Origin of the sequence: Synechococcus sp. CS-205 (genome assembly GCF_025128255.1) — a bacterium.
Classification (GTDB): Bacteria; Cyanobacteriota; Cyanobacteriia; order PCC-6307; family Cyanobiaceae; genus Regnicoccus_A.
This window is the reverse complement of record NZ_JAHLZB010000022.1, coordinates 41,430-66,347: the sequence shown is the minus strand read 5'-3', so window position 1 is coordinate 66,347 and position 24,918 is coordinate 41,430. Positions and strand designations below refer to the sequence as shown.

Genomic DNA, 24,918 nt, shown 5'->3' with positions numbered 1-24,918 from the left:
AAACGTATCAGCGACAGCTCATCTCAGCTGATCGGCATGCCGGTGAGGGAGAAGGCGCGCACCTGCTCGATGCGCACGTTCACCAGATCACCCGGTTGGCTGGGGCGACCCCCAACCCCCCCTGGATGCTTGGCAGGCCCGCTGGCCGGGAAGAAGGTGAGCCGGTTGGTGCGGGTGCGGCCCATCCGCTGGCTGGGGTCCCGGGGGTTGCTGCCCTCCACCAGCACCTGCTCGATGCGCCCCAGATAGCGGGCGCTGCGCTCGCGGGCCGTGCGCTCCACCAGGGCATTGAGCTCCTGCAGGCGCTCCACCTTGACCGCCTCGCTGAGCTGATCGGGCCAGTCGGCGGCGGGGGTGCCCGGCCGCGGCGAGTAGGCGGCGGTGTTCACCTGGTCGAAGCCGATCTCCTCGATCAACGTCAGGGTGCGGCGGAACTGGACGTCGGTTTCGCCCGGAAAAGCCACGATCACATCGGCGCTGATCGCCGCGTCCGGCATTCGGTGGCGGATCCGCTCGAGGATGCGGCGGTAGCGCTCCACCGTGTAGCCACGCGCCATGGCCTTGAGCACGGCGTCATCGCCGCTCTGGAAGGGGATGTGAAAGTGCTCGCAGAGCTTGGGCAGCTCGGCGCAGGCATCGATCAGGCGCTCGGTGAAGTAGCGGGGATGGCTGGTGGCGAAGCGGATCCGCTCGATCCCCTCCACGTCATGGACCTGGTGGAGCAGGTCGGTGAGGGTGTGCTGGCGGCGGCCCTCGGGGGTGATGCCGGGCAGGTCACGTCCGTAGGCATCGATGTTCTGCCCCAGCAGGGTGATCTCCTTGAAGCCACGGGCGGCCAGCCCCTCCATCTCCAGGCGGATCGCCTGGGGCAGGCGGCTCTGTTCGGCGCCGCGCACCGAAGGCACCACGCAGTAGGTGCAGCGCTCGTTGCAGCCGTAGATCACGTTGACCCAGGCGCACACCTGGGAATCGCGGCGGGCGGTGGTGATGTCCTCAAGGATGTGGTGCTCGCCGGTGGCCACCACCTGCTGGCCGTTCTCCACCTGAGTCAGGAGCACATCCAGCCGGTTGGCGTGCTGGGGACCCATCACCAGGTCGAGTTCGGGCACCCGCCGCAGCAGCGACGCCCCCTCCTGCTGGGCCACGCAGCCAGCCACCACCAGGGTCAGGTGGGGGTTGGCCCGTTTGCGCTGGGCCTGGCGGCCCAGGTAGCTGTAGACCTTCTGCTCAGCGTTGTCGCGGATGGTGCAGGTGTTGTAGAGCACCAGGTCGGCCCTGTGCTCATCGCTTGCGGGCTTAAAGCCCATGCCTTCGAGGATGCCGGCCATCCGCTCGGAATCGGCCTTGTTCATCTGGCAGCCGAAGGTGGTGATCCAGTAGCTGCCGCGCTGCTGCTGCCGTTGTGGGGCAGCCGCTGGGGCACTCGCCTTGGTGGTGGTCGCATTCATCCCCCAAGTTTCGACCATGGCCGAAACTTGGGGGATGCAGACAAACCTTCGCTGGATTGTGCTCAACAAGGCGGTGCCCCTGGCGATCAGCCGGGGCAGCACTGGCTCGGTGCGGCGGTTGGTGCTCGAACTGGAGCATGAGGGCCTGGTGGGGCGGGGTGAAACCGGCGGCTTCGAGACCGGTCACCGGGCCTATGCCGCTGAGGCGGTGGCGAAGGAACTGGAGGCCGTCCTTCCGCGCTTCAGCTCAGCCGAGGGTCTGGCCCTCGCCTCCGAGCTGCCGGCGTTTCAGGCCCTCGAGGCCTGGCTGGCGCCGCTCTCGCCCCCTGCCCGCTGCGCCATCGATCTGGCCCTTCACGACTGGTGGGGGCAGAAGCTGGGCCAGCCGCTCTGGCGTCTCTGGGGTCTGGATCGTTCGGCCTGCGTCCCCACCAGCGTCACCCTTGGCCTGGCCACGGTGGAGCAGGTGCTCGCCAGGCTGGAGGGCTGGCGCGAGCGGCTCGGCTGTTGGCCCAGTCGGGTGAAGCTGAAGCTGGGCAGCCCGGACGGCCCAGGCCATGACCGCGCCCTGGTGCTGGCTGTGGGGCGGCGGCTGCGGGAGCAGGCCGCCAGCCAGGCCAGTGAGCTGCAGGTGGATGCCAATGGCGGCTGGGACCTGGCCACGGCGCAGGAGCTGATCCCCTGGCTGGCGGACCAGGGGGTGGTGCTGGTGGAGCAGCCACTCCCTGCCCAGCTCGACCCCGAGGCCGATGCGGCCAGCTTTGAGGCCCTCGACCTCAGCTGTCCGATTCCCCTGGTGGCCGATGAGAGCTGCTGGAACCTGGCCGACCTGCTGCGGCTGGCACCCCATGTGGACGCCGTGAACATCAAGCTGCTCAAGAGTGGTGGCCTCAGTGAGGCCCTGCTGATGGCCAGGACCGCCCGTCGTCTGGGACTCGATCTGATGCTGGGCTGCTACTCCGACAGCGCCCTGCTCAATGGCGCCGCCGCCCAGTTGCTGCCGCTGGTGCGCTGGCCCGACCTCGACAGCCATCTCAACTTGATCGACGACCCCTTCGAGGGCCCCGCGCTCCACGGTGACCGGGTGCAGCCCTCCACGCGATCCGGCCTGGGGGTGATCGAGCGGCCCGACCCTTCCACGGCCTGCGTCCCGTGCTGAGCGCCGATGCACCCGTGGTGCTGCTGCTCCATGGCGGCCTCGACAACCTCGCGGGCAAGACGGGCCTGGCGATGCTGCGCTACCGGCAGGGTCCGGTGGTGGCCGTGGTGGATCCGGCCCATGCCGGTGCTGACCTGGAGGCCATCACCGGCATCGCCAGGGCGGTGCCGATCGTCGCCGACCTCAGGGCGGCCCTGGCCTACCGGCCGGCGGTGGCGGTGGTGGGGCTGGCCCCATCCGGGGGGCAGTTGCCGCCGGAGCTGAAAGCCGATCTGGAGGCGGCCCTGCGGGCGGGGCTGCACCTGGCCAGTGGTCTGCACACCCCCCTGGGCTCTGACCCGGACCTGGCCGCCCTGCGGGGTCCCGGCCAGTGGATCTGGGATCTGCGCCATGAGCCCCCTGGCCTGGAGGTGGCCGCGGCCCTGGCCGCCGACCTTCCCGGCCAGCGGGTGCTGGCTGTGGGTACCGACATGGCCGTGGGCAAGATGAGTGCCTGCCTGGAGCTCACTGCAGCCGCCAGGCGGGCTGGCCTGGATGGCCGTTTCGTGGGCACCGGCCAGGCCGGCATCCTGATCAGCGGCAGGGGTGTCCCCCTCGATGCCGTCCGTGTCGACTATGCCGCGGGTGCGGTGGAGCGGGCGCTGCTGGAGGCGGCGGCAGAGCCAGCCTGTACGGAGGACAGCCTGTTCCTCGTGGAAGGCCAGGGTTCCCTCTGCCACCCCGGATCCACCGCCACCCTGCCCCTGATCCGAGGCAGCCAGCCCACCTCCCTGCTGCTGGTCCACCGGGCCGGCCAGAGTCACATCAACAAGCACCCACGGGTACTGCTGCCTCCCCTGGAAGAGTTGATCAAGGTGCTGGAGGGTGTGGCGGCCCTTGGCCGGCCCGGTGGAGGGTCTCCACCCCGGGTGAGCGCCGTGGCCCTGAACACCGACGGATTGTCTGAGGCCAGGGCTGAGCAGGCCTGTGCCGAGATCGGTGACGCGCTGGGATTGCCCTGTGCGGATCCGGTGAGGAATGAACCAGCAGCCGATTGGCTGCTGGCCTCATTGAGGGCGAGCGAGGGGACTCGAACCCCCGAATGGCGGCGCCACAAGCCGCTGCCTTAACCACTTGGCTACGCCCGCCGTGGTCTTTGCCAATGTATCAACCAGCCTTGCACTCTCTCCTTGCGGCCTGCCCCCTCGCTTCGCCTCGCCCGCTGGTGCACCGCTCTGGCCGTGGGCACAGGGGTCACCGGGATGGCCCTGGCCTTCACCAACCCTGGACCCGAGGAGTTCGAGAGTTTCGCCGGTGACCAGCTGGCGGAGCTGGCTGTGGAGGAGGTCTGCACCAATCGCCTGCCGATGCCCCTGAAGCTGGCGATCCAGAATTGCCCGGACCTGATCCGCAGCCAGAGCAAGGTGCTGGGGCGCCTGGCCCTGCGCAACACCCAGCGGCGGAACCTCGGACTGTTCAGCATCTACCGCACCCAGATCGGTGGTCCTTCGGTGTTGCCGTTCCTGGAGCTGCCCCTCTACCGCGTGCTCACCCTGGCTGCAGCGGGCCGGTTCAGGATCCTGAGCACCTCCAGCGACAACGATTCCGAGAGTGCCTCCGCTGATGGCGGGCCGTGGTGAGCGCGGCCGGGTCCCTGCCGCCGCTGCTGCTGCCCCGTGGCCTGATCGACCCCATCTTCCACCATCTCCCCCCGGCGGATGCAGGCGGCCTGCTGGCCGTGCGCCTGCGCCATCAGAACGGACGGATCACGGCGATCGAAGCCCACCCCCGGGCCGCCGGGGAGCTGCTGCCGCTGGCACTCACCCCCCTGGTGGAGCCCCATGCCCACCTCGACAAGGCCTTCAGCTGGGAGCGCCACCCCAATCTCTCCGGCACGATGCAGGGGGCCCTGGCGGCCAACCAGGACGAGCACCAGGAGCGCAGCGTCGAGCAGGTGCTGGAGCGGGGTGAGAGAGCCCTGGAGCGGGCCTGGCGCCACGGATTGCGGGCCATACGCAGCCACATCGACAGCCTTGGTCCCGGAGCCGAGCCTGGATGGGAGGGGTTGCTGCAGTTGCAGGGCCGCTGGATGTCCCGGCTGGCGCTGCAACTGGTGGCCCTGGTACCGGTGCGGCACTGGGGGACCGTCGCTGGTGCGGCCCTGGCCCGGCGCCTGGTCAGCCGCGCCCCGCGGGGAACGGTGTTGCTGGGGGGCGTGCTGGGCGCCCCCCTGGCCCCCAGCGGCGACGATGGCAGGGGACTCCTGGCCTTGCTGAAGCTGGCCGACAGCCTGGGAGTACCGGTCGATCTGCACGTCGATGAAAGCGGCGATGGCGGTGGGGCAGCGGTGGCCCTGGTGGCGAAGCTGGCGCGGCAGCACCGCATCGGTGTGCCGATCACCTGCAGCCACAGCTGCTCGATGTCGCAGCTCAGCCCCCCTCGCCTGAGCCGGCTGGCTGAGGCCATGGCGGAAGCCGCCCTGACCGTGGTGGCCCTGCCCCCCACCAACCTCTGGCTGCTGGGGCACCGAGGCGAAGACACCCCGGCCAGGCGGCCCATGGCGCCGATCCGGCAGCTGCAGCGTGCCGGGGTGACGGTGGCGGTGGGTGGTGACAACGTTCAGGATCCCTGGCATCCGGGTGGGGATTTCGACCCGCTGGAACTGCTGCGCTTCTCCCTTCCGGCGGCGCACCTGGCCCCCTGGCAACGGCAGGGGCTGGCCCCCTTCACCACGGCCGCCTCCCGCTTGATGGGTCTGGAGTGGGACGGGGTGCTGCGCCCCGGCTCGCCGGCGGATCTGGTGGTGCTCGCCGCCGGCAGCTGGAGTGATCTGCTGGCCCGCTCTCCCCAGCGGCGGGTCCTTCGCGCCGGGCACTGGCTGCCCGCACCGGCGCCGCCGGAACTGGCAACGTTGCTGGAAAAGCTGGCCCCGGCTTCGGCCAGCGGGGCTGAGTAGAAAGGGAGACAGGGCGACCCCCTGTCTGCCGTTCGTCACAACCACCTCTGTGCCGCTTGATCCAGCCCTGGGGGCCCCTGCTCAGCCCGTCGCCACCCAGCTGCCCGGGGATCTGCCCGCGGCCCCCACGGATGCCCAGCTGAAGGCGCTGGTGACTGAGCTCAGCGAGTTGGCCGAGTCGACAGCCGGTGAAGGCCTGAGCCTGGTTCTCCCGGGCCCTGAACTGGAGCGACTCTCTCGGGATTTCTTCACCTACTCCCCCGTGCTGACGCCTCTGCTGCGCGACAAGCTGGCCCAGCTGGTGGTCAAGGCCAGCAGCCTTGAGCAGGTGCGACGGGTGGCGGGAGCCTGCGCCCGCCATGGGGTGCCGCTGACGGTGCGGGGAAGCGGCACCGGCAACTACGGCCAGTGCGTCCCCCTCGCCGGGGGGATGGTGCTCGACCTGAGCGGCCTCGATCGGGTGCGGCAGGTGGATCCCGTCAGCGGAGTGCTGACCGCCGAGGCGGGTTGCCTCCTGGCCGACCTGGACCAGCAGCTGGCTCCCCATGGGCGGGAACTGCGACTCACCCCCAGCACCCGTCGCAGCGCCAGCCTGGGGGGCTTCATCGCCGGCGGATCCGGCGGCATCGGCTCGGTGCGCTGGGGCTTTCTGCGGGACCCCGGCCATCTGCTCGGACTTGAGGTGGTGACGATGGAGCCGGAGCCCCGGCTGCTGCAGCTCGATGCCAGGGCCAGCGCTCCTCTCAACCATGCCTACGGCAGCAACGGCATCCTCACGGCCGTGACCGTGGCCACGGCCGCTGCGGTGCCCTGGCACCAGCTGGTGGTCGACTTCAGCAGCTGGACGGCGGCACTGGCGGCGATCCGTACCCTGCCCACCACTGCTCTGCTCCTGAACAGCCTCTGCTTGCTGGAGGAGGCCGTGGCGCGACGCCTGCCCTGCCCAGGGGGACACGGTCAGCCTCAGCAGGGTGGTTCAGACCCGGTGCCTGCCGTCTGTCCCCAGGCCGAGGGGCATCGTCTGCTGCTGCTGGCGGCACCCGACGCTCTGCCACCCCTGGAGACGCTGCTCGATTCCATGGGGGGACGGCTGGTCTGGAGCGCGCCGGAGCAGGGGAGCCGCGGCCTGCCCCTGCGGGAACTCTGCTGGAACCACACCACCCTGCACATGCGGGCCCACGACCCCAGCTGGACCTATCTGCAGATGCTCCTCCCCCAGCCGGAGGCCCCGGCGCTCGAAGCCCTCAAGCAGCGCTGGGGGGATGATCTGCTCTGGCACCTTGAGGCCGTGCGTCAGCAGGGCAGCCAGCGGTTGGCGGCTCTCCCCCTGGTGCGCTGGCGCGGCACCGAGGCACTGCTGGAGCTGATGGAGCAGGCGCGGCAGCTGGGGGCCTTCCTGTTCAACCCCCACGTACTCACGGTGGAGGACGGGGGTCTGGGGGTGATCGACGCGGACCAGGTGGCGGCCAAGCGGGCCTACGACCCGGCCGGCCTGCTCAATCCCGGCAAGTTGCGGGGTTGGAGCGAGCGGCCTACGCGCAGTCGAGGCTGAGGCGGGTGCTCACCCCCGTGAGCGGATGGGTCCCCTTGGCCCGCAGACAGAGTGCCCGCTGATCGGAGCGATCAAGCAGGGCGTCGCTGAAGTCGGCGCCATCGATCACGGCACCACTGAAGCTGCTGCCAGCCGCGATCACGCCCCTCAGCAGGGCTCCGCTCAGGTTGGTGCCGCTGAAGTCGGCCCGGTCCATCAGGGCATCGGAGAGGTCGGCGCCACTGAAATCGGAGCGCAGGAAGGCGGCCTGGGTGAGGATCGATCCGTGGAGGTCGGCGCCACTGAAATCGGCATCACGGGCCATCACTCCGGCGAACGAGGTGTTGGCCAGCTGCTGTCCGCTGAAATCCTTGCCGTCCTGGTTGGTGAGGGTGAAATCGACCCGGTCCTGGAACAGGGCGCGATCTTGTAATCCCACTCCTGTGCTGGTGTCGAGGGCCAGGGCGGGTGGGCTCCAGGGTCCTGCCAGCAGCGCGGTGACCAGCAGCCCCAGCGCCACCAGCAAGGGCAGGACCCCGGGCCAGCCGCGCCGGTGGTCCGCCCCATGGGGCTGGTTCGAGCGCGTGTCGGGGGTCATGGCGCTGCCGTGGGGTTCTCTCTCCACTCTCCCCCGGATCGCTGCGGATCCTGCAATGTGCCCGATCTGATCAGGGCCCCGATCAGATAGAGCGATCCCGCCACGACCACCGTCTGGCCTCCAGCGCCGGTGGCTGCGGCCGCAAGGCCCTCAGCCACAGAGGGGCTCGCTCTCAGGCGCCCCGTCAGCTCGGGTGCCGCCTCCAGCAGCGGCTCGAGCGACCAGCAGGGGTGCTCCGGCACCGGCACCAGCCAGGCCCGATCGCCTGCAGCCAGGAGGGCCCGGAGCATCTCAGGCGCTGGTTTGTTGGCCAGAACCCCCAGCAGCCAGCACCGTCCGCCTTGAGCGGCACCGCCCTGATCCAGTTCCTGCCGCAAGGCTTCCGCGGCCGGCAGGTTGTGGGCCCCATCCAGCAGCAGGGGCTGTCCCTGCCAGCGCACCCGTTGCAGCCGCGCCGGCCAGCGGGCCCGCTCAAAACCCTCAACGATGGCCTGATCGGGGATCCTCCAGCCCCGCTGGCGCAGGGCCCGCACCAGGCCGAGAGCCACCGCGGCGTTGTGGCGCTGCACCAGGCCGGGCAGGCCGCTGCGCCAGCGCAGCTGGCCTGCCACCAGATCCCCTTCGGCCATGGCCAGGGGTTCCACCCAGTGCAAGTCGCTGCAGCTTTCCAGGGCGCGCTGGTGCAGCACCGCCGCGGCTTCCGGCTGCTGGGGTCCACTCACCGCCAGGCTGCCCGGGGTGAAGATCCCCGCTTTCTCGGCGGCGATGGCCGCGATGGTGGAGCCGAGCACTTCGGAGTGGTCCATGCCGATCGCGGCGAATCCCAGCACCTGGCGCTCGGGATGGACGGTGGTGGCATCCAGTCGTCCCCCCAGGCCCACCTCCAGCACCACCAGATCGAGGCCTGCCTCGGCGAAGGCCTGGAAGGCCGCCAGGGTCACCAGCTCGAAGGGGGTGAGATCGTGGCGCCGGGCCAGGGGCTGCAGGTCGCTCAGCAGCTGGCGCAGCTCTTGGGCGTCGATCGGTCCGTCCCCCAGCTGGATCCGCTCGCACCAGCTCACCAGGTGGGGAGAGGTGTAAAGCCCGGCGCGCAGGCCACTGGCCAGCAGGGCTGCGTGCACCAGGGTGCAGATCGATCCCTTGCCGTTGGTGCCCGCCACCTGCACGGCCGGGAAGCGGCGCTCGGGATGGCCCAGCTCCGCCAGGGCGCTGCGCATCCTCTCCAGGCCCAGATCCACACCGCGGCGGCTGAAGGGCTCGATCAGGTCGGCGAACGTATCGATGGCCGGCACCGGATTGAAGGCAGTCAGTGGCCGCCTCGATTCAGGTGCCCGCGCTGATCGCCAGCAGGGCTTGCTCCAGCAGCGCCACCGCCTGCCGCAACTGGCGGGGCTGAATCACCAGGGGCGGTACCAGCCGCACCACCCTTGGACCGGCGGGCACCACCAGCAAGCCCACTTCAATGGCTGACTGCACGATCTGGGGGGCGGTGGGAGCCTCCGGGCGCAGCACCAGTCCCTGGAGCAGCCCCCAGCCGCGTACCCCTTCGAGCAACTGGGGGTGGCGGCTCACCAGCTCCGCGAGCAGCTGTTGCAGCAGCTCGCCCATGCGCTGCACGTGGGGCACCAGCAGACGCCGCTCCAGTTCCTGGGCCACGGTGAGGGCGGCGCGGCAGGCCAGGGGGTTGCCCCCGAAGGTGCTGGCGTGGTCGCCTGGACGGAAATGATCGAAGGCCTGCTTCACCGCCAGGGCCCCGATCGGGAAGCCTCCGCCCAGTCCCTTGGCCGTGGTGAAGGCATCGGGCTCGACGCCCAGCTTCTCGTAGCCCCAGAGGCAGCCGCTGCGGCCCATTCCGATCTGGACCTCGTCGAAGATCAGCAGGATGCTGTGTTGATCGCACAGCTGGCGCACCCGCTGGAAGAAGGCCGGATCTCCAGGATTGACGCCCCCCTCCCCCTGCAGGGGCTCCAGCATCACGGCCGCCACCCGGGGACCGTCGGCCTCGCTGCGACTCAGCAGGGCTTCGAACGCGGCGGTGTCGTTGTAAGGGAAGAAGTGGAACCCTTCCACCATCGGCTCGAAGCCCTGGTGGTACTTGGGCTGGCCGGTGGCGCTCACCGCCGCGAGGGTACGGCCATGGAAACTGGCCTGAGCGGTGAGGATCAGCGGGCGCTCGATCCCCCGCACCTGGTGGCCATGCTTGCGGGCCAGCTTGATGGCCGCTTCGTTGGCTTCGGCGCCGGAATTGCAGAAGAAGACCCGATCGGCGCAGCTGCGCCCCACGATCCAGCGGGCCAGTTCCTCCTGCTCAGGAATCCGATAGAGATTGGAGACATGTTGCAGGCGCCTCAACTGCCTGCCCAGGGCCAGGCGCATGACCCGATCACTGTGGCCGAGGGTGCAGGTGGCGATGCCGGCCACGCAATCGAGATATCGCCGACCCTGCTGATCCCACACCCACACGCCGCGGCCCCTGACCAGCTCGAGAGGGAGCCGGGCGTAGGTGTCCATCACCGCCGAGGCTGAGCTGGGTGCCACGGGCGGTTGGGATTTCAGGGCTGACTGACTGGGGTGAGCCAGGCTGATGGGAGCGGTGGGACTTGAACCCACATGCCCGAGGGCGCTCGATTTTGAGTCGAGTCCGTCTACCAATTCCGGCACGCTCCCGCGACGGCGACTTTACGTGGGGAGGAGCTTCAGGGCTCGACGCGCCGGATCGAAGCGCCGACGCGGTTGAGCTTGCCTTCGAAATCGGCGTAACCACGGTCGAGGAACTCCAGACCGCGGACGTTGGTGATGCCATCGGCGGCCAGTCCCGCCAGAACCATCGCCGCCGAGGCACGGAGGTCGGTGCCCTGCACAGGAGCACCGCTGAGGCTGGCCACTCCCTCCACCAGGGCGGTGTTCCCCTGCATGCGGATGTCGGCGCCCATCCGTTGCAGTTCAGCCACGTGCTGCAGACGATTTTCGAAAATGTTTTCCACCACCATGCTGGTGCCCCGGGCCGTGGCCAGCACGCTCATGAACGGGGCCTGCAGGTCGGTGGGAAAGCCTGGGAAGGGTTGGGTGCGCAGGTCGACAGCCTGGATGTGCTCGGCGCGCAGCGTCATGCCCTCGCCGTCGGGAATCAGCTCGCAGCCGGCATCAACCAGTTTGGTGAGCACGGCGCCGAGATGATCGGGAATCACAGGGGTGACCCTCAGGGCCGAGCGGGTGATGGCGGCAGCCAGCAGGAAGGTGCCGGCTTCGATGCGGTCAGGGATCACGGCGTAATCGGCCCCGTGCAGGCGATCCACGCCATCAATCACGATCGTGGGGGTGCCAGCACCGCGGACCCTCCCCCCCATGGCATTGAGCAGGCCGGCCAGATCAACCACCTCAGGCTCAAGTGCAGCGTTCTCGATCACCGTTTCACCCTCGGCCAGGGCAGCGGCCATCATCAGGGTTTCGGTCGCGCCGACACTCGGGCATTCCAGGTGAATGCGACCGCCGCTGAGACGCTGACTGCGGCCCGGCACCGCCGCCGAAACCACTCCATGCTCAATGCTGACCTGGGCTCCGAGGGTCTTGAGGCCCTTGACATGCTCACTGACAGGCCGTGAGCCGATCTGGCAGCCACCGGGCAGAGGCACCTTGACGATGCCCATGCGTGCCAACAGGGGGCCGATGCAGAAGAAGCTGGCCCTGAGGCTGTTGACCAGCTCGTAGGGAGGAGTCGACAGGCTCAGGTGGCTGGCGTCGAGCTCCACCCAGTCGAGCCCTCGGCGGACCTGCACACCGAGGGCGGCGAGGATCTCGCCCATCGCGGCGATGTCGGTGAGGGGGGGGACGTTGCTCAGACGAAGGGTGTCGCGGCTGAGCAGGCAGGCCGCCATCAGCACCAGGGCGGAATTCTTGGCCCCACTGACCCGAACTTCGCCGGACAACCGACGGCCACCACTGATCTCCAGCTGAGGAGCGAGCACGGCGGTGGGTGTCGGAGCGACGGTCAGGGTCATGGCGTTCGGTCCGACTTTTGGTCACGGAATCTTGGCAACCAAGCCGGCGACCGTCTAGGCGTCCGCACGAGGAACTGTCATGGTTGGTCGCAAGTCTGCCTGACCGTTGCCTCTGCAGGGGTCTTTCGCTGGTCGGTGCGCCCCTCCGTGATTTAAGGTTCCACGGTCGCTTCGGCGGCACGCCAGCGGATGTGGCGGAATTGGTAGACGCGCTAGTTTCAGGTACTAGTGGCAGCAATGTCGTGGGAGTTCAAGTCTCCCCATCCGCATTTTCCCTCAGCCCACGCCCTCCCTTCACGCCCCTTGCCGGGGCAGTGCTTTCAACCGTGGTGGCGCCTCACCAATGATTGTCATCAAGATCACGAACTCGTCTGAGGTCGTCGCCAAGAAAATTGGCAAGTTTCTGGAGAGTCTTACCCCTGATGGCATGGATGAATCCACCATCGAAGACATCGTGATGGGTCGTCTGGTGGAGAACCTCAGCAGTGAGGGCATCGAGGGAGAGGTGGCCTCGATACGCGGCATCGATCTGGAGGAGTCCGGTGTTCTGATCAAGGATCCGATGCATGTGCGCCGCCGACAGACGTTCTGAGCCCAGCGGAGCGTCCGTTGAGGCCCCGCTCTCGCCGGCTCCAGGGCTGATCACCAGCCGCCGAAATCCTCTGGTGGCACGCTTTCGTGCCCTGCACCAGCCCCGTGGCCGACGGGACCAGGGGCTGCTGCTGCTGGAGGGAACCCATCTGCTCGAAGAAGCCCTGCGTCTGGGCTTGCAGCCCCGGCAACTGCTGGCCAGTCCCAGCTGGATCGAGCGCCACCGGCCACTGCTGGTGGCCCATCCGGGGGCTCTGGCGGTGCTGCAGCCCGTCTCAGGGCCGGTGCTGGAGGCGGTGGCCACCACCGCCCACCCCGATGGGGTGGTGCTCACGTTGCCGTGGCCGGAGCCGACGCCTCGCCCTCGCTGCGATTTCGTGCTCGCGCTCGATCGCCTCCAGGATCCCGGCAACCTCGGCACCTTGATGCGCACTGCCCTGGCGGCGGGCGTGGAGGAGCTCTGGCTGGCGGAGGGGGCTGATCCCTGGCAGCCCAAGGTGCTGCGTGCCTCCGCCGGCGCGGCCCTGGCGCTGCCCTGCCGCCGGCTCGAGCAGTTGCTGCCTCACCTGGAAGCCGCCCGCTCGGTGGGTGCCCAGGTGGTGGCCTCGGTGGTGGCCGGCGGGATGCCCTACTGGCAGTTCGACTGGACCCGCCCCACGGTGCTGCTGCTAGGCAACGAGGGCTCCGGGCTGGCCCCGGAGTTGCTGGCGGCCAGCAGCCATCAGGTCACCATCCCCCACAGCGGGGCGGTGGAATCCCTGAATGTGGCGGTGGCCGCGGCGCCGCTGCTGCTGGAGCGCTGGCGTCAGCTGACGGGGGAGAATGCCGGACAACAACCGCAGCAGCCCAGGTGAGCGACGCCAGTGCAGCCAACTTTGATTTCGATCTGATCGTGATCGGTGCCGGTTATGGCGGCTTCGACGCCGCCAAGCATGCTGCCGACCATGGCCTGCGTACGGCGATCGTGGAATCGCGCGACATGGGCGGCACCTGCGTCAACCGTGGCTGCGTGCCCTCCAAGGCCCTGCTGGCCGCCAGCGGCCGGGTGCGGGAGCTGGCCGATGCCGAGCACCTGCGCGGCTTCGGCATCCATGCGGCTCCGGTGCGCTTCGAGCGCCAGAAGATCGCCGACCACGCCAACCAGCTGGTGACCACGATCCGCACCAACCTCACCAAGACGCTGGAGCGAGCGGGCGCCACGATCCTGCGGGGCAAGGGCCGGCTGGAGGGATCCCAGCGGGTGGCGGTGCGGGAAGCCAGCGGCATCGAGCGGGTGTATTCCGCCCGCGATGTGATCCTCGCCACAGGCTCCGATCCCTTCGTGCCCCCCGGGATCGAAACCGACGGCCGCACGGTCTTCACCAGCGACGAGGCCATCAGCCTCGAGTGGCTGCCCCGTTGGATCGCGATCATCGGCAGTGGGTACATCGGCCTGGAATTCGCCGACGTCTACACGGCCCTCGGCTGTGAGGTCACGATGATCGAAGCGCTCGATCGGGTGATGCCCACCTTCGATCCCGACATCGCCAAGATCGCAGCCCGCAGGCTGATTGACGGCCGCGACATCGACGCCCGCTCCGGGGTGCTGGCCAAGACGGTGACCCCGGGATCACCGGTGCGGATCGAGCTGGTGGAGATGGCCAGCCGCGAGCCTGTGGAGACCCTGGAGGTGGATGCGGTGCTGGTCGCCACCGGCCGGGTGCCCGTGAGCAAGGATCTCAATCTCGAGAGCGTCGGCGTGACCACCAACCGGGGCTTCATTCCAGTGGATGAGGCCATGCGCGTGATGGTGGATGGCAACCCCGTGCCGCACCTCTGGGCTGTGGGCGATGTGACCGGCAAGATGATGCTGGCTCACACTGCCGCCGCCCAGGGGGGCGTGGCGGTGGACAACATCCTGGGTCATCAGCGCCTGATCGATTACCGCTCGATCCCGGCGGCCACCTTCACCCATCCCGAGATCAGCTCGGTGGGGCTGAGCGAAGCCGAGGCCAGGGAGCAGGCTGCCGCCGAGGGCTTTGAGCTGGGTCTCGTGCGCAGCTACTTCAAAGCCAACTCCAAGGCGCTGGCGGAACTGGAAAGCGACGGTCTGATGAAACTCTTGTTCAACCGCTCCAGCGGTGAGGTGCTGGGCGCCCACATCTACGGTCTGCATGCCGCCGACCTGATCCAGGAGATCGCCAATGCCGTGGCCCGCCGCCAGAGCGTGCGTGAGCTGGCCAACGAGGTGCACACCCACCCCACCCTGAGTGAAGTGGTGGAAGTGGCCTACAAGCAGGCGGCCGGGGCCCTGGCCTGAGGAGAGCACGTCACCGTCGGAAGGGGCGGGCTCAGCGCTCCTACGATCGGAGTCCCGCTTCCGCTTTCGCCAGTCCTTGGAGATCCGTCGTCGCCCGCCAAATCCCCCCGTGCGGGTGGCCCACCTGCAATACGGCATTCCCCATGAGGAGGCGGCCCCGCGCCACATCCTCGAGGAGATCGTCTGGGAGAAGGACCGGGAGGTGACAGCCTCGCGCGAGCGTGTGCCCCTCGAGAAGCTCAAGCGGCAGGTGGCCGATCTTCCCCCCTGCCGAGACTTCGTGGCCGCCCTGCGTGCCAGCTGCCGCAAACCGGCTGTGATCGCCGAGGTGAAGAAGGCCAGCCCGAGCAAGGGCGTGATCCGAGAAGACTTCGACCCCGTGGCCATCGCCCGCGGCTACCAGGCCGGAGGGGCGAGCTGCCTGTCGGTGCTGACCGACAAGGCCTTCTTTCAGGGGGGCTTCGAGGTGCTGGTGGAGGTGCGGCAGGCCGTGGACATTCCCCTGCTCTGCAAGGACTTCATCCTCACCCCTTACCAGCTCTACCAGGCCCGTGCCGCCGGGGCTGATGCCGCCCTGCTGATCGCCGCGATCCTCTCCGACCAGGACCTCATCTACCTGCTCAAGGTGGCCCACGCCCTGGGGCTGGCGGTGTTGCTGGAGGTGCATGACGCCCCCGAGATGGAGCGGGCTCTGGCGCTGGCGGGTGTGGCTCTGATCGGGATCAACAACCGCGATCTGACCAGCTTCCACACCGATCTGGCCACCACCGAGGTGCTGATGGCCCGCTACGGCCAGCGTCTGCGGGAGCGGGGAGCGCTGCTGGTGAGCGAATCGGGGCTGACCAGCCGGGATGATCTCGACCGGGTGATGGGTGCAGGCGCCGATGCGGTGCTGGTGGGTGAGGCACTGATGCGCCAGGCCGACGTGACGGCAGCCCTGGACGCTCTGATCGGAGCCTGAGCCCAGATGGGGCCACCTCCTTCGGCGAGGCCCGGTGCCGTTGAACGGGGGATCCGGTCACACCGGCCACAAAAAACCCCCGCATGGGGCCTGCACGCTGGGTGGAGGCTCGATGCGGAGGTAAGCGATTCGGGGGAGGCTTGAGGCCGGGCCTGGCCCATCGCCTGGTGAAGGCGTGAACTCAGACCTTGCGGCTGTAGAACTCCACCACAAGCAGTTCGTTGATCTCGAGGGCCACCCACTCGCGCTCGATCCGTCCCGTCACCTTGGCGGTGAGCTTGTTCTTGTCGAGTTCGAGGTTGGGGGGGATGTTGGCCAGACCTGGAAACTCCAGGTTTCCTTCAGCCAGCTGACGGCTGGCTTTGCGTTCCCGCACGACAATCACATCGCCGGGGCGGCACTGGTAACTGGGCACATCGACCACGCGGCCATTGACGGTGATGTGGCCGTGGTTCACCAGCTGGCGGGCGCCGGGCACCGTGGGGCCAAAACCGAGGCGGAAGCAGATGTTGTCGAGGCGGTTCTCCAGCAGCTTGAGCAGGTTGGTTCCGGTGGAACCCTCCTGGGCGCGCGCTTTCTTCACGTAGCGGACGAGCTGGCGCTCGGAGATGCCGTAATTGAAGCGAAGCTTCTGCTTTTCTTCGAGGCGGATGGCGTATTCGGAGCGCTTGCGACGGGCTTGGCCGTGCTGACCGGGTGGATAAGACCGCTTGGCGGACTTACGGGTGAGACCGGGGAGGTCTCCCAAGCGCCGCGTCACCCTCAGGCGAGGACCGCGGTAGCGAGACATGCAGACAACAACAAAGGACGGGGGTGGAACGAAGCTCAGGGCGGCCGTGGGCCGGTCCTTCCGGGGAGCATGCTGGAGGCATCCTCCAGGCATCCGGTCGTGCAACGCCAGTTGTCGATCTTATCCGTTGGCTTCTCCAGCCTCAGCCGCGCCATCCAGCTGGCCCTGCTCGCTCTGATCGCCGCCTACCGCCGCTGGCTCTCGCCGCTGCTGGGTCCCCGCTGCCGCTTCATTCCCAGCTGCAGCGCCTATGGCCTTGAGGCGATCCAGCGCCATGGCCCCTGGCGAGGTGGCTGGCTCACCCTCAGGCGCCTGCTGCGCTGCCACCCCTTCACCCCCTGCGGTTGTGATCCGGTGCCCGAGTGAACAGTTCTGTGCCCCCCCTGCCGGCTCTGCTGCTCTACAGCCGCGATGGCTGCTGCCTCTGCGAGGGGCTCGAGGAGCGTCTGCGGGCGCTGGTGCCCCCTCCGCCACTGGATGTGGTGAATGTGGATCACGATCCGGAGCTCCAGGCCCGCTACGGGCTGGAGGTGCCTCTGCTGGCGGTGCTGCGGGATGGACAACCTCGGCTGTTGCCCCGGGTCGCGCCGCGGCTGGCGGGTGATCGTCTGCAGCGCTGGCTGCGGAAGTGTCTGGCGGAGCTGCCCGCCCCGCCTCAGAGCACTTAAAACTGCCCAACTCCATAGCGCCGGCTCCCGTTCCTGGAGCTGACCTCCTCCATGTCCCAGCTGCTCCATTCCCTTCTGCAGGACTGCGCTGTGGCGGTTCCCGCCCAGCTGCCCGATGCCGTTGTCACCGGCCTGAGCTGTGATTCCCGCCACATTGCCGCCGGCACCCTGTTCATCGGGCTGCCCGGCGGGCAGGTGGATGGGGGGACCTTCTGGCCCATGGCCCTGGAGCGGGGAGCCGCGGCGGCGGTGATCGGGCCCGCGGCTGCGGCCCAGTGTCCCCCTGGGCAGTCTGATCCGGTGCTGGTGCTGGAGGAACCACTTGCGGAATGGGCCGGTCGCCTGGCGGCCTCGTTCTGGCAGGAGCCCAGCCGTTCCCTGGGGCTGATCGGAGTCACGGGCACCAACGGCAAGACCACCACCACCTTCCTGATCGAGCATCTGAGCGCCGGCTGTGGCCAGCCCACGGCGCTGTTCGGCACGCTGACCAACCGCTGGCCGGGGCACAGCGTCACGGCGTCGCACACCACCGCCTTTGCCGATGTGCTGCAGGAGCAGCTGGCCAGGGCGGTGGCGGCCGGTGCCCGGCTGGCGGCGATGGAGGTGAGCTCCCACGCCCTCGATCAGCGACGGGTGGCTGGCTGCCACTTCGCCGGGGCGGTGTTCACCAACCTCACCCAGGACCACCTCGACTACCACCCCTCGATGGAGGCCTACTTCGAGGCCAAGGCCGGGCTGTTCTCCCCTGCGCGGCTCGATGGCACGGCCGTGGTGAACGTGGACGACCCCTGGGGGGCGCGGCTGGCCGAGCGCCTCGCGGAGCCGCTGGGGGAGAGGCTCTGGCGCAGTTCCCTGGCCGCGGTGGATTCCGGATCGGAGGCCTCAGCCCCGGCCGAGCTGCGGCTGGAGGATCTGGTCTTCGCCCCCGATGGGGTGAGCGGCACGCTGATCACACCCCTGGGGCGCGGAGCGTTCCGCTCCCCCCTGGTGGGCCGCTTCAACCTGATGAACCTGCTTCAGGCGGTGGGGGTGCTGCAGCAGCAGGGCCTGCCCCTCGAGAAGTTGCTGGAGGCGATCCCCAGTTTCCGGGGTGTGCCCGGCCGGATGGAGCGGGTGGTGCTGCCCCAGGCGGCTGACCTCCCGGCGGTCTTGGTCGACTATGCCCACACCCCCGATGGTCTTGAAAATGCCCTGGCGGCCTGCCGTCCCTTTGCCGAGGGCCAGCTGGTCTGCGTGTTCGGCTGCGGCGGTGACCGCGACCGGGGCAAGCGTCCCCAGATGGCCGCGATCGCGGCGCGGCTGGCGGACCGGGTGGTGGTGACCTCCGACAACCCCCGCACCGAAGATCCCCAGCGCATCCTCGACGACGTGGTGGCCGGCATTCCGGCCGGCACCGACCTGATGGTGGAGGGGGACCGGGCCAAGGCGATCGCCGCGGCCGTTGCGGCGGCCAACCCCAGTGATCTCCTGCTGATCGCCGGCAAGGGCCACGAGGATTACCAGATCCTCGGCACCACCAAGATCCACTTCGATGACCGTGAGGAGGCGGAAAAGGCCCTTCGCTCAAGGGTGGGCTGAGCCGGGCTGCAGTGACAGGGACGTTGATGTCTGAGGGAACACGCTGCCGGAACGCCCCCGGGCCAGTACGTTTGCCCCGTCCGGTTCTTCAACCCACCGTTCCATGTCTTCACCCGTGCCCATGTCGAGGAAATTCCTCGCCGAGTTGATCGGTACGTTCTGGCTGGTGTTCGGTGGCTGCGGCAGTGCCGTTCTCGCCGCCGCCTTCCCCTATGACCAGGCCGGAGCCAATCCCCTCGGTCTCGGTTTCCTCGGGGTCTCGCTGGCCTTCGGCCTCACCGTGCTGACCATGGCCTACGCCATCGGCCACATCTCCGGTTGCCATATCAATCCGGCCGTCACCTTCGGCCTCTGGGCCGGCGGCCGCCATCCAGGCTCGCAGCTGCTCCCTTACATCGGTGCCCAGGTGCTGGGCGGTCTGATCGCCGGTGGTCTGCTGCTCGGCATCGCCAGCGGCCGGCCCGGCTTCGAACTCACCGGCAGCAACCCCCTGGCCACCAATGGCTTCGGTGCCCACTCCCCCGGGGGGTATGGCCTGCTGCCGGCGCTGATCATCGAGGTGGTGCTCACCTTCATCTTCCTCCTGGTGATCCTTGGCGCGACCCACAAAGATGCGATCAAGGACCTGGCCGGCGTGCCGATCGGTCTGAGCCTGGCGCTGATCCACCTGATCAGCATTCCGGTCACCAACACCTCGGTGAATCCGGCGCGCAGCACCGGCGTGGCCTTCTGGGTGGGTGGCGATGCTGTCGGTCAGCTCTGGCTGTTCTGGCTGGCTCCGATCGCCGGTGCCCTGCTGGCCGGCTGGGTTCAGCGTCACCTGCTGGAAGGTCCCAGCGACTGAGTGATCAGCTGTCCCGGCAGGGCGCGGTGAGCTCGGCAAGGACCTCCAGCAACCTCTCCAGGTCCTGCTCACTGGTGGTGATGTGGGTGCAGGCCCGCAGGCAATCGGGGTCGTCGAGGGTGCGCAGCCAGATCCCCTGCTGCCCCAGCCGGCGAACCAGATCCCCCGGTTCCATCCCGTCCACCACGAAGCTCACCAGCCCCGCCGGCGGGGGCTCCTCCAGCAGGGGGCGGATGCCCGGCAGGCCGCGGAGGCCCCGCCAGAGGCTGTGGCTGCGTTGCTGAATCAGCGCCAGCCGCTGCGGCGCCGGAGCCACGGCTTCCAGCAGCTCGAGGGAGGTGCGCAGCCCCGCCAGCAGGGGGGCGCAGGAGGTGGCCACCTCGAAGCGGCGGGCATCGCCATGCCAGGCACTGGCCCCGTCGGTTTCGCTGGCCAGGCTTCTCCAGCCGCCCATGGTGGGTTGGGAGTCGGTCAGCATCCGTTCGGAGAGGGCCACGCCCCCCAGCCCCTCCGGTCCGCAGCACCACTTGTGACCGGTGAAGGCATAGATGTCGGCCAGCGCGGCCGCACCCCCCGCTCCGGCTTCCGCCAGCGCCAGGCTTCCCACCGACTGGGCCGCATCCACCAGCAACCACGGATGGCGTGGGTGCTCGCCCAGCCGCTGGGCCACGGCCTCGATCGGCATCAGCTGGCCGCTGTTCCAAAGCAGGTGCGAGAGCACCACCAGGCGGGTGCGGGGGGTGAGGGCGGCCTCCAGCGACTGGAGCACGGCCGTTTCGGTGGCTTCAGGGCCGTGGCGAAGATCCTTCACCTTCAGGGCGGCGATCGTGAGCCCTTCGCGGCGCGCCAGCTCCCGGCAGGCGGCCACCACCCCCGGGTGCTCGGCGTCGCTGATCAGCAGTTGATCGCCCGCCTGCCAGGGCAGGCCCCAGAGCGGCAGCACGCAGCCGCTGGTGACGTTCTCAGTGAGGGCCAGCCGCTGGGGGGGCACGCCGCAGAGCGCGGCCAGGGTTCCGCGCAGGCTGCCCAGCTCCCGCTCCAGCCAGGGCCAGATGTCGCCGGTGAAGGGACCCAGCTCCTGGATGCGACGCCAGCTGGCGGTGATCGCCTCAAGGGATGGTGCGGGGAGCGGCCCCTGGCCGCCGTAGTTGAAGTAGGTCTTGTTGGCCAGGGCGGGCATCAGCTCCCGCAGGGCTTCAGCGTTGATGCAGGGGCGAGCCTTTCTCGTCAAGGAAAACAATTAACAGGGCCTTGAAGCATGGCAGCGGCTCCGCTCAGCGCTGGCGAGACGATCAGGCCACAATCAAATCCGGAAGAAGGATCATGCTTAATGCCTAAGAATACGATTTAATATTAATACCAAAAAGTCTAAAATCAGGAGATCACGAGCGTGTCCCCATCGCATGAGTGCCCTTTCATTAAAGGGACAGGTAGACCCTCGCCATGGTCAAGGCTCTGGAAATGAAACGCCAGGAGCCTTCAGAGCACCTGGCCCACCATCACCGCGGCGATGGCCGAGAAGAGGGTGATGCCGAGGGCGGTGAGGGGGTTCTGTCCCTGGGCCACGGCAAAGCTGGTGACAACGCCGGCTCCGAGGCAGGCGACGACGATCTGGGTGGCGGCGGAGGGGCGATCCACAGGGGAGGGGACGACTGAGGCGCACCGTAGGGAGCCTTTTTGCGGGGATCTGAAGGTCTCCGGGGTTTCGTTACGGGGGGTTGGGGTTCGTTACAGGGCGACACCCTCCCGGGTCCAGCGGTGGGCCCGTCGTGATCAAGCAGTCAGAGAGCCCACGTCCTGATGTCCGCTGGGCGCCTGCTGCGCTCCGGCTGGGAGTGACGACCTTTTGCGAGGCGAGGCGCGACTGAGCCTTGGAGGCTGGCTTGGTTTCCGCGCAGGGTTTCCAGAGAAAAGCGTTGCGATCGTGCGGCAACGACGGCGCTGTCAGGAGGGCTACACGCGCCGTTGGCAGAGCTCCACCAGCGTGAGACCGTCTAGGGGAACGGCAAGGACCAGGACCCATGGCTGGTGACCGAGAGCAGGATCTCCATCTCCTTGACGCGTGGTGGCGAGCTGCCAACTACCTGGCGGTGGGGATGATCTACCTGCGGGAGAATCCCCTGCTGGCGGAGCCGCTCCGTCCTGAACACATCAAGGCCCGTCTGCTGGGGCACTGGGGATCCAGTCCTGGACAGGCCTTCATCTGGGCCCATGCCAACCGGGTGATCCGACAGCACGATCTGGAGATGATCTATCTCTCGGGTCCGGGCCACGGGGCTCCGGGGGTGCTCGGGCCCACCTACCTCGATGGCAGCTACAGCGAGGTGTATCCCGACAAGTCGCAGGACGCCGAGGGGATGCAGCGCTTTTTCAAGCAGTTTTCCTTTCCCGGCCACATCGGCTCCCACTGCACCCCGGAAACCCCGGGCTCGATCCATGAGGGCGGCGAGCTCGGCTACGTGCTCTCCCATGCCTGCGGCGCGGTGTTCGACAATCCCGACCTGATCGCCCTGGCCTGCGTGGGCGATGGCGAGGCCGAAACCGGCCCCCTGGCCACCTCCTGGCACATCAACAAGTTCCTCAATCCGATCAGCGACGGTGCGGTGCTGCCGGTGCTGCATCTCAACGGCTACAAGATCGCCAACCCCACCCTGCTGGCCCGCATCCCCTCCGAGGAGCTGGTGAGCCTGATGCGTGGCTATGGCTGGGATCCGATCCTGGTGGAGGGGAGTGAGCCGATGGCGATGCACCGCGCCATGTCCGAGGCCATGGACCAGGCGGTCAGTGCCATCCAGCGGGTGCGCCGGGAGTGCAGAGAGAGCGGTGAGGCCGTGCGGCCTGCCTGGCCGATGATCGTGCTGCGCTCCCCCAAGGGCTGGACCGGCCCCAAGGAGCTGAACGGCAAGAAACTGGAGAACTTCTGGCGCTCCCACCAGGTGCCGCTGCCGGCGCCGAACAAGGATCCCGAGCAACTGATCATGCTCGAGGCCTGGCTGCGCAGCTACCGCCCGGAGGAGCTCTTCGACGCCGGGGGTACCCTCAGGCCCGAGTTGCAGGCCCTCTCACCCACCGGCTCGCGACGGATGGGCTCCAGCCCCCATGCCAATGGCGGCAGGCTGCGTCGAAGCCTCCGGCTGGCGCCGATCGAGGCCCATGCCGTTCATGTCGAGCGGCCAGGCCAGAGTGAGCATGAGAACACCGCACCCCTCGGAGCGCTGCTGCGCGACACAATCCTGCGCAATCCCGACTCCCTGCGGGTGTTCGGCCCCGATGAAACGGCCTCCAACCGGCTGCAGGCCATCTATGAGGTGAGCAAGAAGGTCTGGATGGAGGAGTTCCTCCCCGAAGACCTCAATGGCAGCGAACTGGCCCGCGAAGGCCGGGTGGTGGAGATGCTCTCCGAGCACACCCTGGTGGGAATGATGGAGGGTTATCTGCTCACCGGTCGCTACGGCTTCTTCCACACCTACGAGGCCTTCGCCCACGTGATCGCCTCGATGTTCAACCAGCACGCCAAGTGGTTGGAATCCTGCAACCTGCATGCCACCTGGCGAGCGCCGATCGCGCCCTGGAACTGCCTGATCTCCTCCACCGTCTGGCGGCAGGATCACAACGGCTTCACCCACCAGGACCCCGGCTTCATCGACCTGGCCGGCAACAAGAGCGGCGATGTGGTTCGGGTCTACCTGCCGGCCGATGCCAACTGCCTGCTGGCGGTGGCTGAGGAGGCCCTGGTGGAAACGAATGTGTGCAACATCATCGTTTCCGACAAGCAGAAACATCTCCAATATCTCACTCTGGAGGAGGCCCGCAGCCACGTGGCCAAGGGCATCGGCCTCTGGAGCTGGGCCAGCAGCGATCACCGTGGCGATGAACCCGATGAACCCGACGTAGTGATGGCCTGTGCCGGTGATATCCCCACCAAGGAAGTGCTGGCGGCGGTGGAGATCCTCCACCGCGAGGTTCCCAAGCTGCGCATCCGGGTGATCAATGTGGTCAAGCTGTTTGCCCTCACCCAGCCGAGGGAGCATCCCCATGGTCTCTCGGATCGGGATTTCGACAGCCTGTTCACCACTGAAAAGCCTGTGATCTTCAACTTTCACGGTTACCCGTGGCTGATTCACCGGCTCACCTACCGCCGCACCAACCACCACAACATCCACGTGCGCGGCTACAAGGAGAAAGGCAACATCAACACCCCGCTGGAGCTGGCGATGAACAACCAGATCGATCGCTTCAACCTGGTGATCGATGTGATCGACCGGGTGCCAGGCCTCGGCTCCCGCTCCGCCCACGTCAAGGAGCGAATGAAGGAGGCGATCCTCGGCCACCGCAACTACGCCCACACCCACGGGATGGATTCCCCTGATGTGACCGACTGGCGCTGGTCGTTGCCCAGCCCGCTCTAGAAATGGATGATCTGGCTTCCCCCGTGTCCACTGCGGGGTCGGTGCTGGTGCTGAACGCGGGCAGTTCCACCCTCAAGGCGGGGCTGTTTGCCGCTGATGGCCACTGCCTGTGGAGGGAACAGCGCAGCTGGCAACCGTCCTCCGGAGCCATGGAGCCGGTGCTCGACGCCTGGTTGCCCGCCGCCCTGCGCGCGTGGGATGGGGATCCGCTGCTGGCGGCCCACCGGGTTGTCCATGGCGGCGAACACTTCACCACTCCCACGCCCTTGACTCCCGCGGTGCTCGACACCCTCGAGGAGCTGATCAGCCTGGCGCCGCTGCACAACGGTCCGGCCCTGACTCTGATGCGCTGGCTGAGTCACTGGCGGCCCCAGCTGCCTCAGTGGGCCTGTTTCGACACCGGGTTTCACCGCACCCTGCCGCCGGAGGCCAGCACCTATGCCCTGCCCCTGGCCTGGAGGGCCAGGGGACTGCGCCGCTTCGGTTTCCATGGTCTCAACCATGAGCATGTGAGTGAAACCATCAGCCGTCGCTGGGCGGCTGCCTCGGGCAAGCCGACCGGACCGTTGCGCCTGATCAGCTGCCATCTCGGTGCCGGCTGCTCCCTCTGTGCGATCAAAGGCGGCCGCAGTGTGGCCACCACCATGGGCTACACGCCACTGGAGGGCCTGGTGATGGCTACGCGCAGCGGCTCGATCGATCCGGGGCTGCTCCTGCATCTGCTGCGGGAGGGTCTGACGCCCGAGCAAGTGGAGGCAGGGCTGCAGGGGGAGAGCGGTCTGCTGGGGCTCTCAGGCCTCAGTGCCGACATGCGCCAGCTGCGCCAGGCGGCAGCGGCCGGCCATGACGGCGCGCGCCTGGCCATCGCTGTGTTCCGCCACAGCCTGCTGGAGGGCATCGGAGCGATGGCGGCGAATCTCGGGGGTGTGGATGTGATCGCCCTGACCGGCGGCATCGGCGAGCACGACGAGGCGCTGCGCCTGGATCTGGAGGCCTCCCTGGGCTGGCTCGGGACCTTCGAGCTGGTGCGGGTGCCGGCGGATGAGGAAGGGCTGATTGCCCGCCGCTGCCTTGCGGCCCACAAGGCTGCAGGCGAGGCGAACCTCTGA

The 24,918-nt window shown here is 68.3% G+C and carries 22 protein-coding genes, 3 tRNA genes and 1 pseudogene; 16 read left to right on the top strand and 10 right to left on the bottom strand.

The features are described from left to right. Positions 1-23: 23 nt before the first annotated feature. Entirely contained in the window at positions 24-1,448 is a 1,425-nt protein-coding gene (gene miaB / locus KQ297_RS04760; RefSeq protein WP_259738403.1) for a tRNA (N6-isopentenyl adenosine(37)-C2)-methylthiotransferase MiaB, read from the bottom strand. Between the two features lie 34 nt (positions 1,449-1,482). On the opposite strand from miaB, the gene KQ297_RS04755 reads away from it, so the two are divergent. After that, complete coding sequence (locus KQ297_RS04755; RefSeq protein ID WP_259738402.1) at positions 1,483-2,607, top strand: dipeptide epimerase; 1,125 nt, start codon at positions 1,483-1,485, stop codon at positions 2,605-2,607. 71 nt (positions 2,608-2,678) lie between these two features. Next, positions 2,679-3,617 (top strand): annotated as a pseudogene (locus tag KQ297_RS04750) (DUF1611 domain-containing protein); the annotation flags it as partial. A 44-nt stretch (positions 3,618-3,661) separates the two neighbouring features. On the opposite strand, the gene KQ297_RS04745 reads toward KQ297_RS04750, so the two are convergent. Then, positions 3,662-3,734: transfer RNA gene (locus KQ297_RS04745), tRNA-His, on the bottom strand. Positions 3,735-3,776: 42 nt separating this feature from the next. Here KQ297_RS04745 and KQ297_RS04740 point away from each other — a divergent pair. The 3 genes from KQ297_RS04740 to KQ297_RS04730 are packed head-to-tail and all read left to right on the top strand — an operon-like array spanning position 3,777 to position 7,094. Continuing rightward, the gene (locus tag KQ297_RS04740) at positions 3,777-4,226 is read left to right on the top strand and encodes a DUF4359 domain-containing protein (protein WP_259738401.1); all 450 of its coding nucleotides are present in this window, start codon (positions 3,777-3,779) and stop codon (positions 4,224-4,226) included. Next, positions 4,220-5,542 (top strand): amidohydrolase family protein, encoded by a 1,323-nt coding sequence (locus KQ297_RS04735; protein ID WP_259738400.1) that lies wholly within the window; start codon positions 4,220-4,222, stop codon positions 5,540-5,542. The genes KQ297_RS04740 and KQ297_RS04735 overlap by 7 nt, the downstream gene beginning before the upstream one ends. A gap of 49 nt (positions 5,543-5,591) precedes the next feature. Next, entirely contained in the window at positions 5,592-7,094 is a 1,503-nt protein-coding gene (locus tag KQ297_RS04730; RefSeq protein ID WP_259738399.1) for an FAD-binding oxidoreductase, read from the top strand. Here the strand turns inward: KQ297_RS04730 and KQ297_RS04725 are convergent. The 5 genes from KQ297_RS04725 to murA form a co-directional block, all read right to left on the bottom strand. Next, positions 7,075-7,671 carry a pentapeptide repeat-containing protein gene (locus KQ297_RS04725; protein ID WP_259738398.1) on the bottom strand — a complete coding sequence of 199 codons (597 nt, stop codon included), beginning with the start codon at positions 7,669-7,671 and terminating at the stop codon, positions 7,075-7,077. The two genes, KQ297_RS04730 and KQ297_RS04725, sit on opposite strands and share 20 nt — an antisense overlap. After that, positions 7,668-8,963 (bottom strand): folylpolyglutamate synthase/dihydrofolate synthase family protein, encoded by a 1,296-nt coding sequence (locus KQ297_RS04720; RefSeq protein ID WP_259738397.1) that lies wholly within the window; start codon positions 8,961-8,963, stop codon positions 7,668-7,670. The genes KQ297_RS04725 and KQ297_RS04720 overlap by 4 nt, the downstream gene beginning before the upstream one ends. 31 nt (positions 8,964-8,994) lie before the next feature. After that, entirely contained in the window at positions 8,995-10,182 is a 1,188-nt protein-coding gene (locus KQ297_RS04715) for an aspartate aminotransferase family protein (RefSeq protein ID WP_259738471.1), read from the bottom strand. Positions 10,183-10,256: 74 nt separating this feature from the next. Beyond that, positions 10,257-10,338: transfer RNA gene (locus tag KQ297_RS04710), tRNA-Leu, on the bottom strand. A gap of 29 nt (positions 10,339-10,367) precedes the next feature. Further along, entirely contained in the window at positions 10,368-11,669 is a 1,302-nt protein-coding gene (murA, locus tag KQ297_RS04705) for a UDP-N-acetylglucosamine 1-carboxyvinyltransferase (protein WP_259738396.1), read from the bottom strand. A 185-nt stretch (positions 11,670-11,854) separates the two neighbouring features. Here murA and KQ297_RS04700 point away from each other — a divergent pair. The 5 genes from KQ297_RS04700 to trpC all read left to right on the top strand — a co-directional run bounded on the left by KQ297_RS04700 (position 11,855) and on the right by trpC (position 15,520). After that, positions 11,855-11,938 (top strand) — tRNA-Leu (locus KQ297_RS04700). 158 nt (positions 11,939-12,096) lie between these two features. After that, complete coding sequence (locus tag KQ297_RS04695; protein ID WP_370593410.1) at positions 12,097-12,261, top strand: hypothetical protein; 165 nt, start codon at positions 12,097-12,099, stop codon at positions 12,259-12,261. After that, the gene (locus KQ297_RS04690; protein ID WP_259738395.1) at positions 12,236-13,114 is read left to right on the top strand and encodes an RNA methyltransferase; all 879 of its coding nucleotides are present in this window, start codon (positions 12,236-12,238) and stop codon (positions 13,112-13,114) included. The genes KQ297_RS04695 and KQ297_RS04690 overlap by 26 nt, the downstream gene beginning before the upstream one ends. After that, positions 13,111-14,559, top strand: coding sequence for a dihydrolipoyl dehydrogenase (gene lpdA / locus KQ297_RS04685; RefSeq protein ID WP_259738394.1), 1,449 nt, complete (start codon positions 13,111-13,113; stop codon positions 14,557-14,559). Before KQ297_RS04690 ends, lpdA begins: the two co-directional genes overlap by 4 nt. Positions 14,560-14,635: 76 nt before the next feature. Then, positions 14,636-15,520 carry an indole-3-glycerol phosphate synthase TrpC gene (trpC, locus tag KQ297_RS04680; protein WP_259738393.1) on the top strand — a complete coding sequence of 295 codons (885 nt, stop codon included), beginning with the start codon at positions 14,636-14,638 and terminating at the stop codon, positions 15,518-15,520. Positions 15,521-15,701: 181 nt separating this feature from the next. Here the strand turns inward: trpC and rpsD are convergent, their stop codons facing one another. Beyond that, the gene (gene rpsD, locus KQ297_RS04675; RefSeq protein WP_185465982.1) at positions 15,702-16,310 is read right to left on the bottom strand and encodes a 30S ribosomal protein S4; all 609 of its coding nucleotides are present in this window, start codon (positions 16,308-16,310) and stop codon (positions 15,702-15,704) included. Positions 16,311-16,379: 69 nt separating this feature from the next. On the opposite strand from rpsD, the gene yidD reads away from it, so the two are divergent. From yidD to aqpZ, 4 genes are all read left to right on the top strand, one after another. Beyond that, positions 16,380-16,676 carry a membrane protein insertion efficiency factor YidD gene (gene yidD, locus KQ297_RS04670; protein WP_259738392.1) on the top strand — a complete coding sequence of 99 codons (297 nt, stop codon included), beginning with the start codon at positions 16,380-16,382 and terminating at the stop codon, positions 16,674-16,676. Further along, positions 16,673-16,978, top strand: a complete 306-nt coding sequence (locus KQ297_RS04665; RefSeq protein WP_259738391.1) for a glutaredoxin family protein — start codon at positions 16,673-16,675, stop codon at positions 16,976-16,978. The genes yidD and KQ297_RS04665 overlap by 4 nt, the downstream gene beginning before the upstream one ends. Before the next feature lie 51 nt (positions 16,979-17,029). Beyond that, positions 17,030-18,556, top strand: coding sequence for a UDP-N-acetylmuramoyl-L-alanyl-D-glutamate--2,6-diaminopimelate ligase (locus KQ297_RS04660; protein WP_259738390.1), 1,527 nt, complete (start codon positions 17,030-17,032; stop codon positions 18,554-18,556). 121 nt (positions 18,557-18,677) lie between these two features. Beyond that, positions 18,678-19,400: an aquaporin Z gene (gene aqpZ, locus KQ297_RS04655; RefSeq protein WP_185465976.1), complete on the top strand. Its 723-nt coding sequence runs from the start codon at positions 18,678-18,680 to the stop codon at positions 19,398-19,400. 4 nt (positions 19,401-19,404) lie between these two features. On the opposite strand, the gene KQ297_RS04650 is transcribed toward aqpZ, so the two are convergent. Beyond that, the gene (locus KQ297_RS04650; protein WP_259738470.1) at positions 19,405-20,580 is read right to left on the bottom strand and encodes an aminotransferase class V-fold PLP-dependent enzyme; all 1,176 of its coding nucleotides are present in this window, start codon (positions 20,578-20,580) and stop codon (positions 19,405-19,407) included. Between the two features lie 299 nt (positions 20,581-20,879). After that, the gene (locus KQ297_RS04645) at positions 20,880-21,038 is read right to left on the bottom strand and encodes a hypothetical protein (RefSeq protein ID WP_259738389.1); all 159 of its coding nucleotides are present in this window, start codon (positions 21,036-21,038) and stop codon (positions 20,880-20,882) included. 383 nt (positions 21,039-21,421) lie between these two features. On the opposite strand from KQ297_RS04645, the gene KQ297_RS04640 reads away from it, so the two are divergent. Together KQ297_RS04640 and KQ297_RS04635 are read left to right on the top strand one after the other, a co-directional pair. Beyond that, a complete protein-coding gene (locus KQ297_RS04640; RefSeq protein WP_259738388.1) occupies positions 21,422-23,809 on the top strand; it encodes a phosphoketolase in 2,388 nt (795 codons plus the stop codon). A gap of 23 nt (positions 23,810-23,832) precedes the next feature. Further along, on the top strand, positions 23,833-24,918 hold the full coding sequence (locus KQ297_RS04635; RefSeq protein WP_259738387.1) for an acetate/propionate family kinase: 1,086 nt from the start codon (positions 23,833-23,835) through the stop codon (positions 24,916-24,918).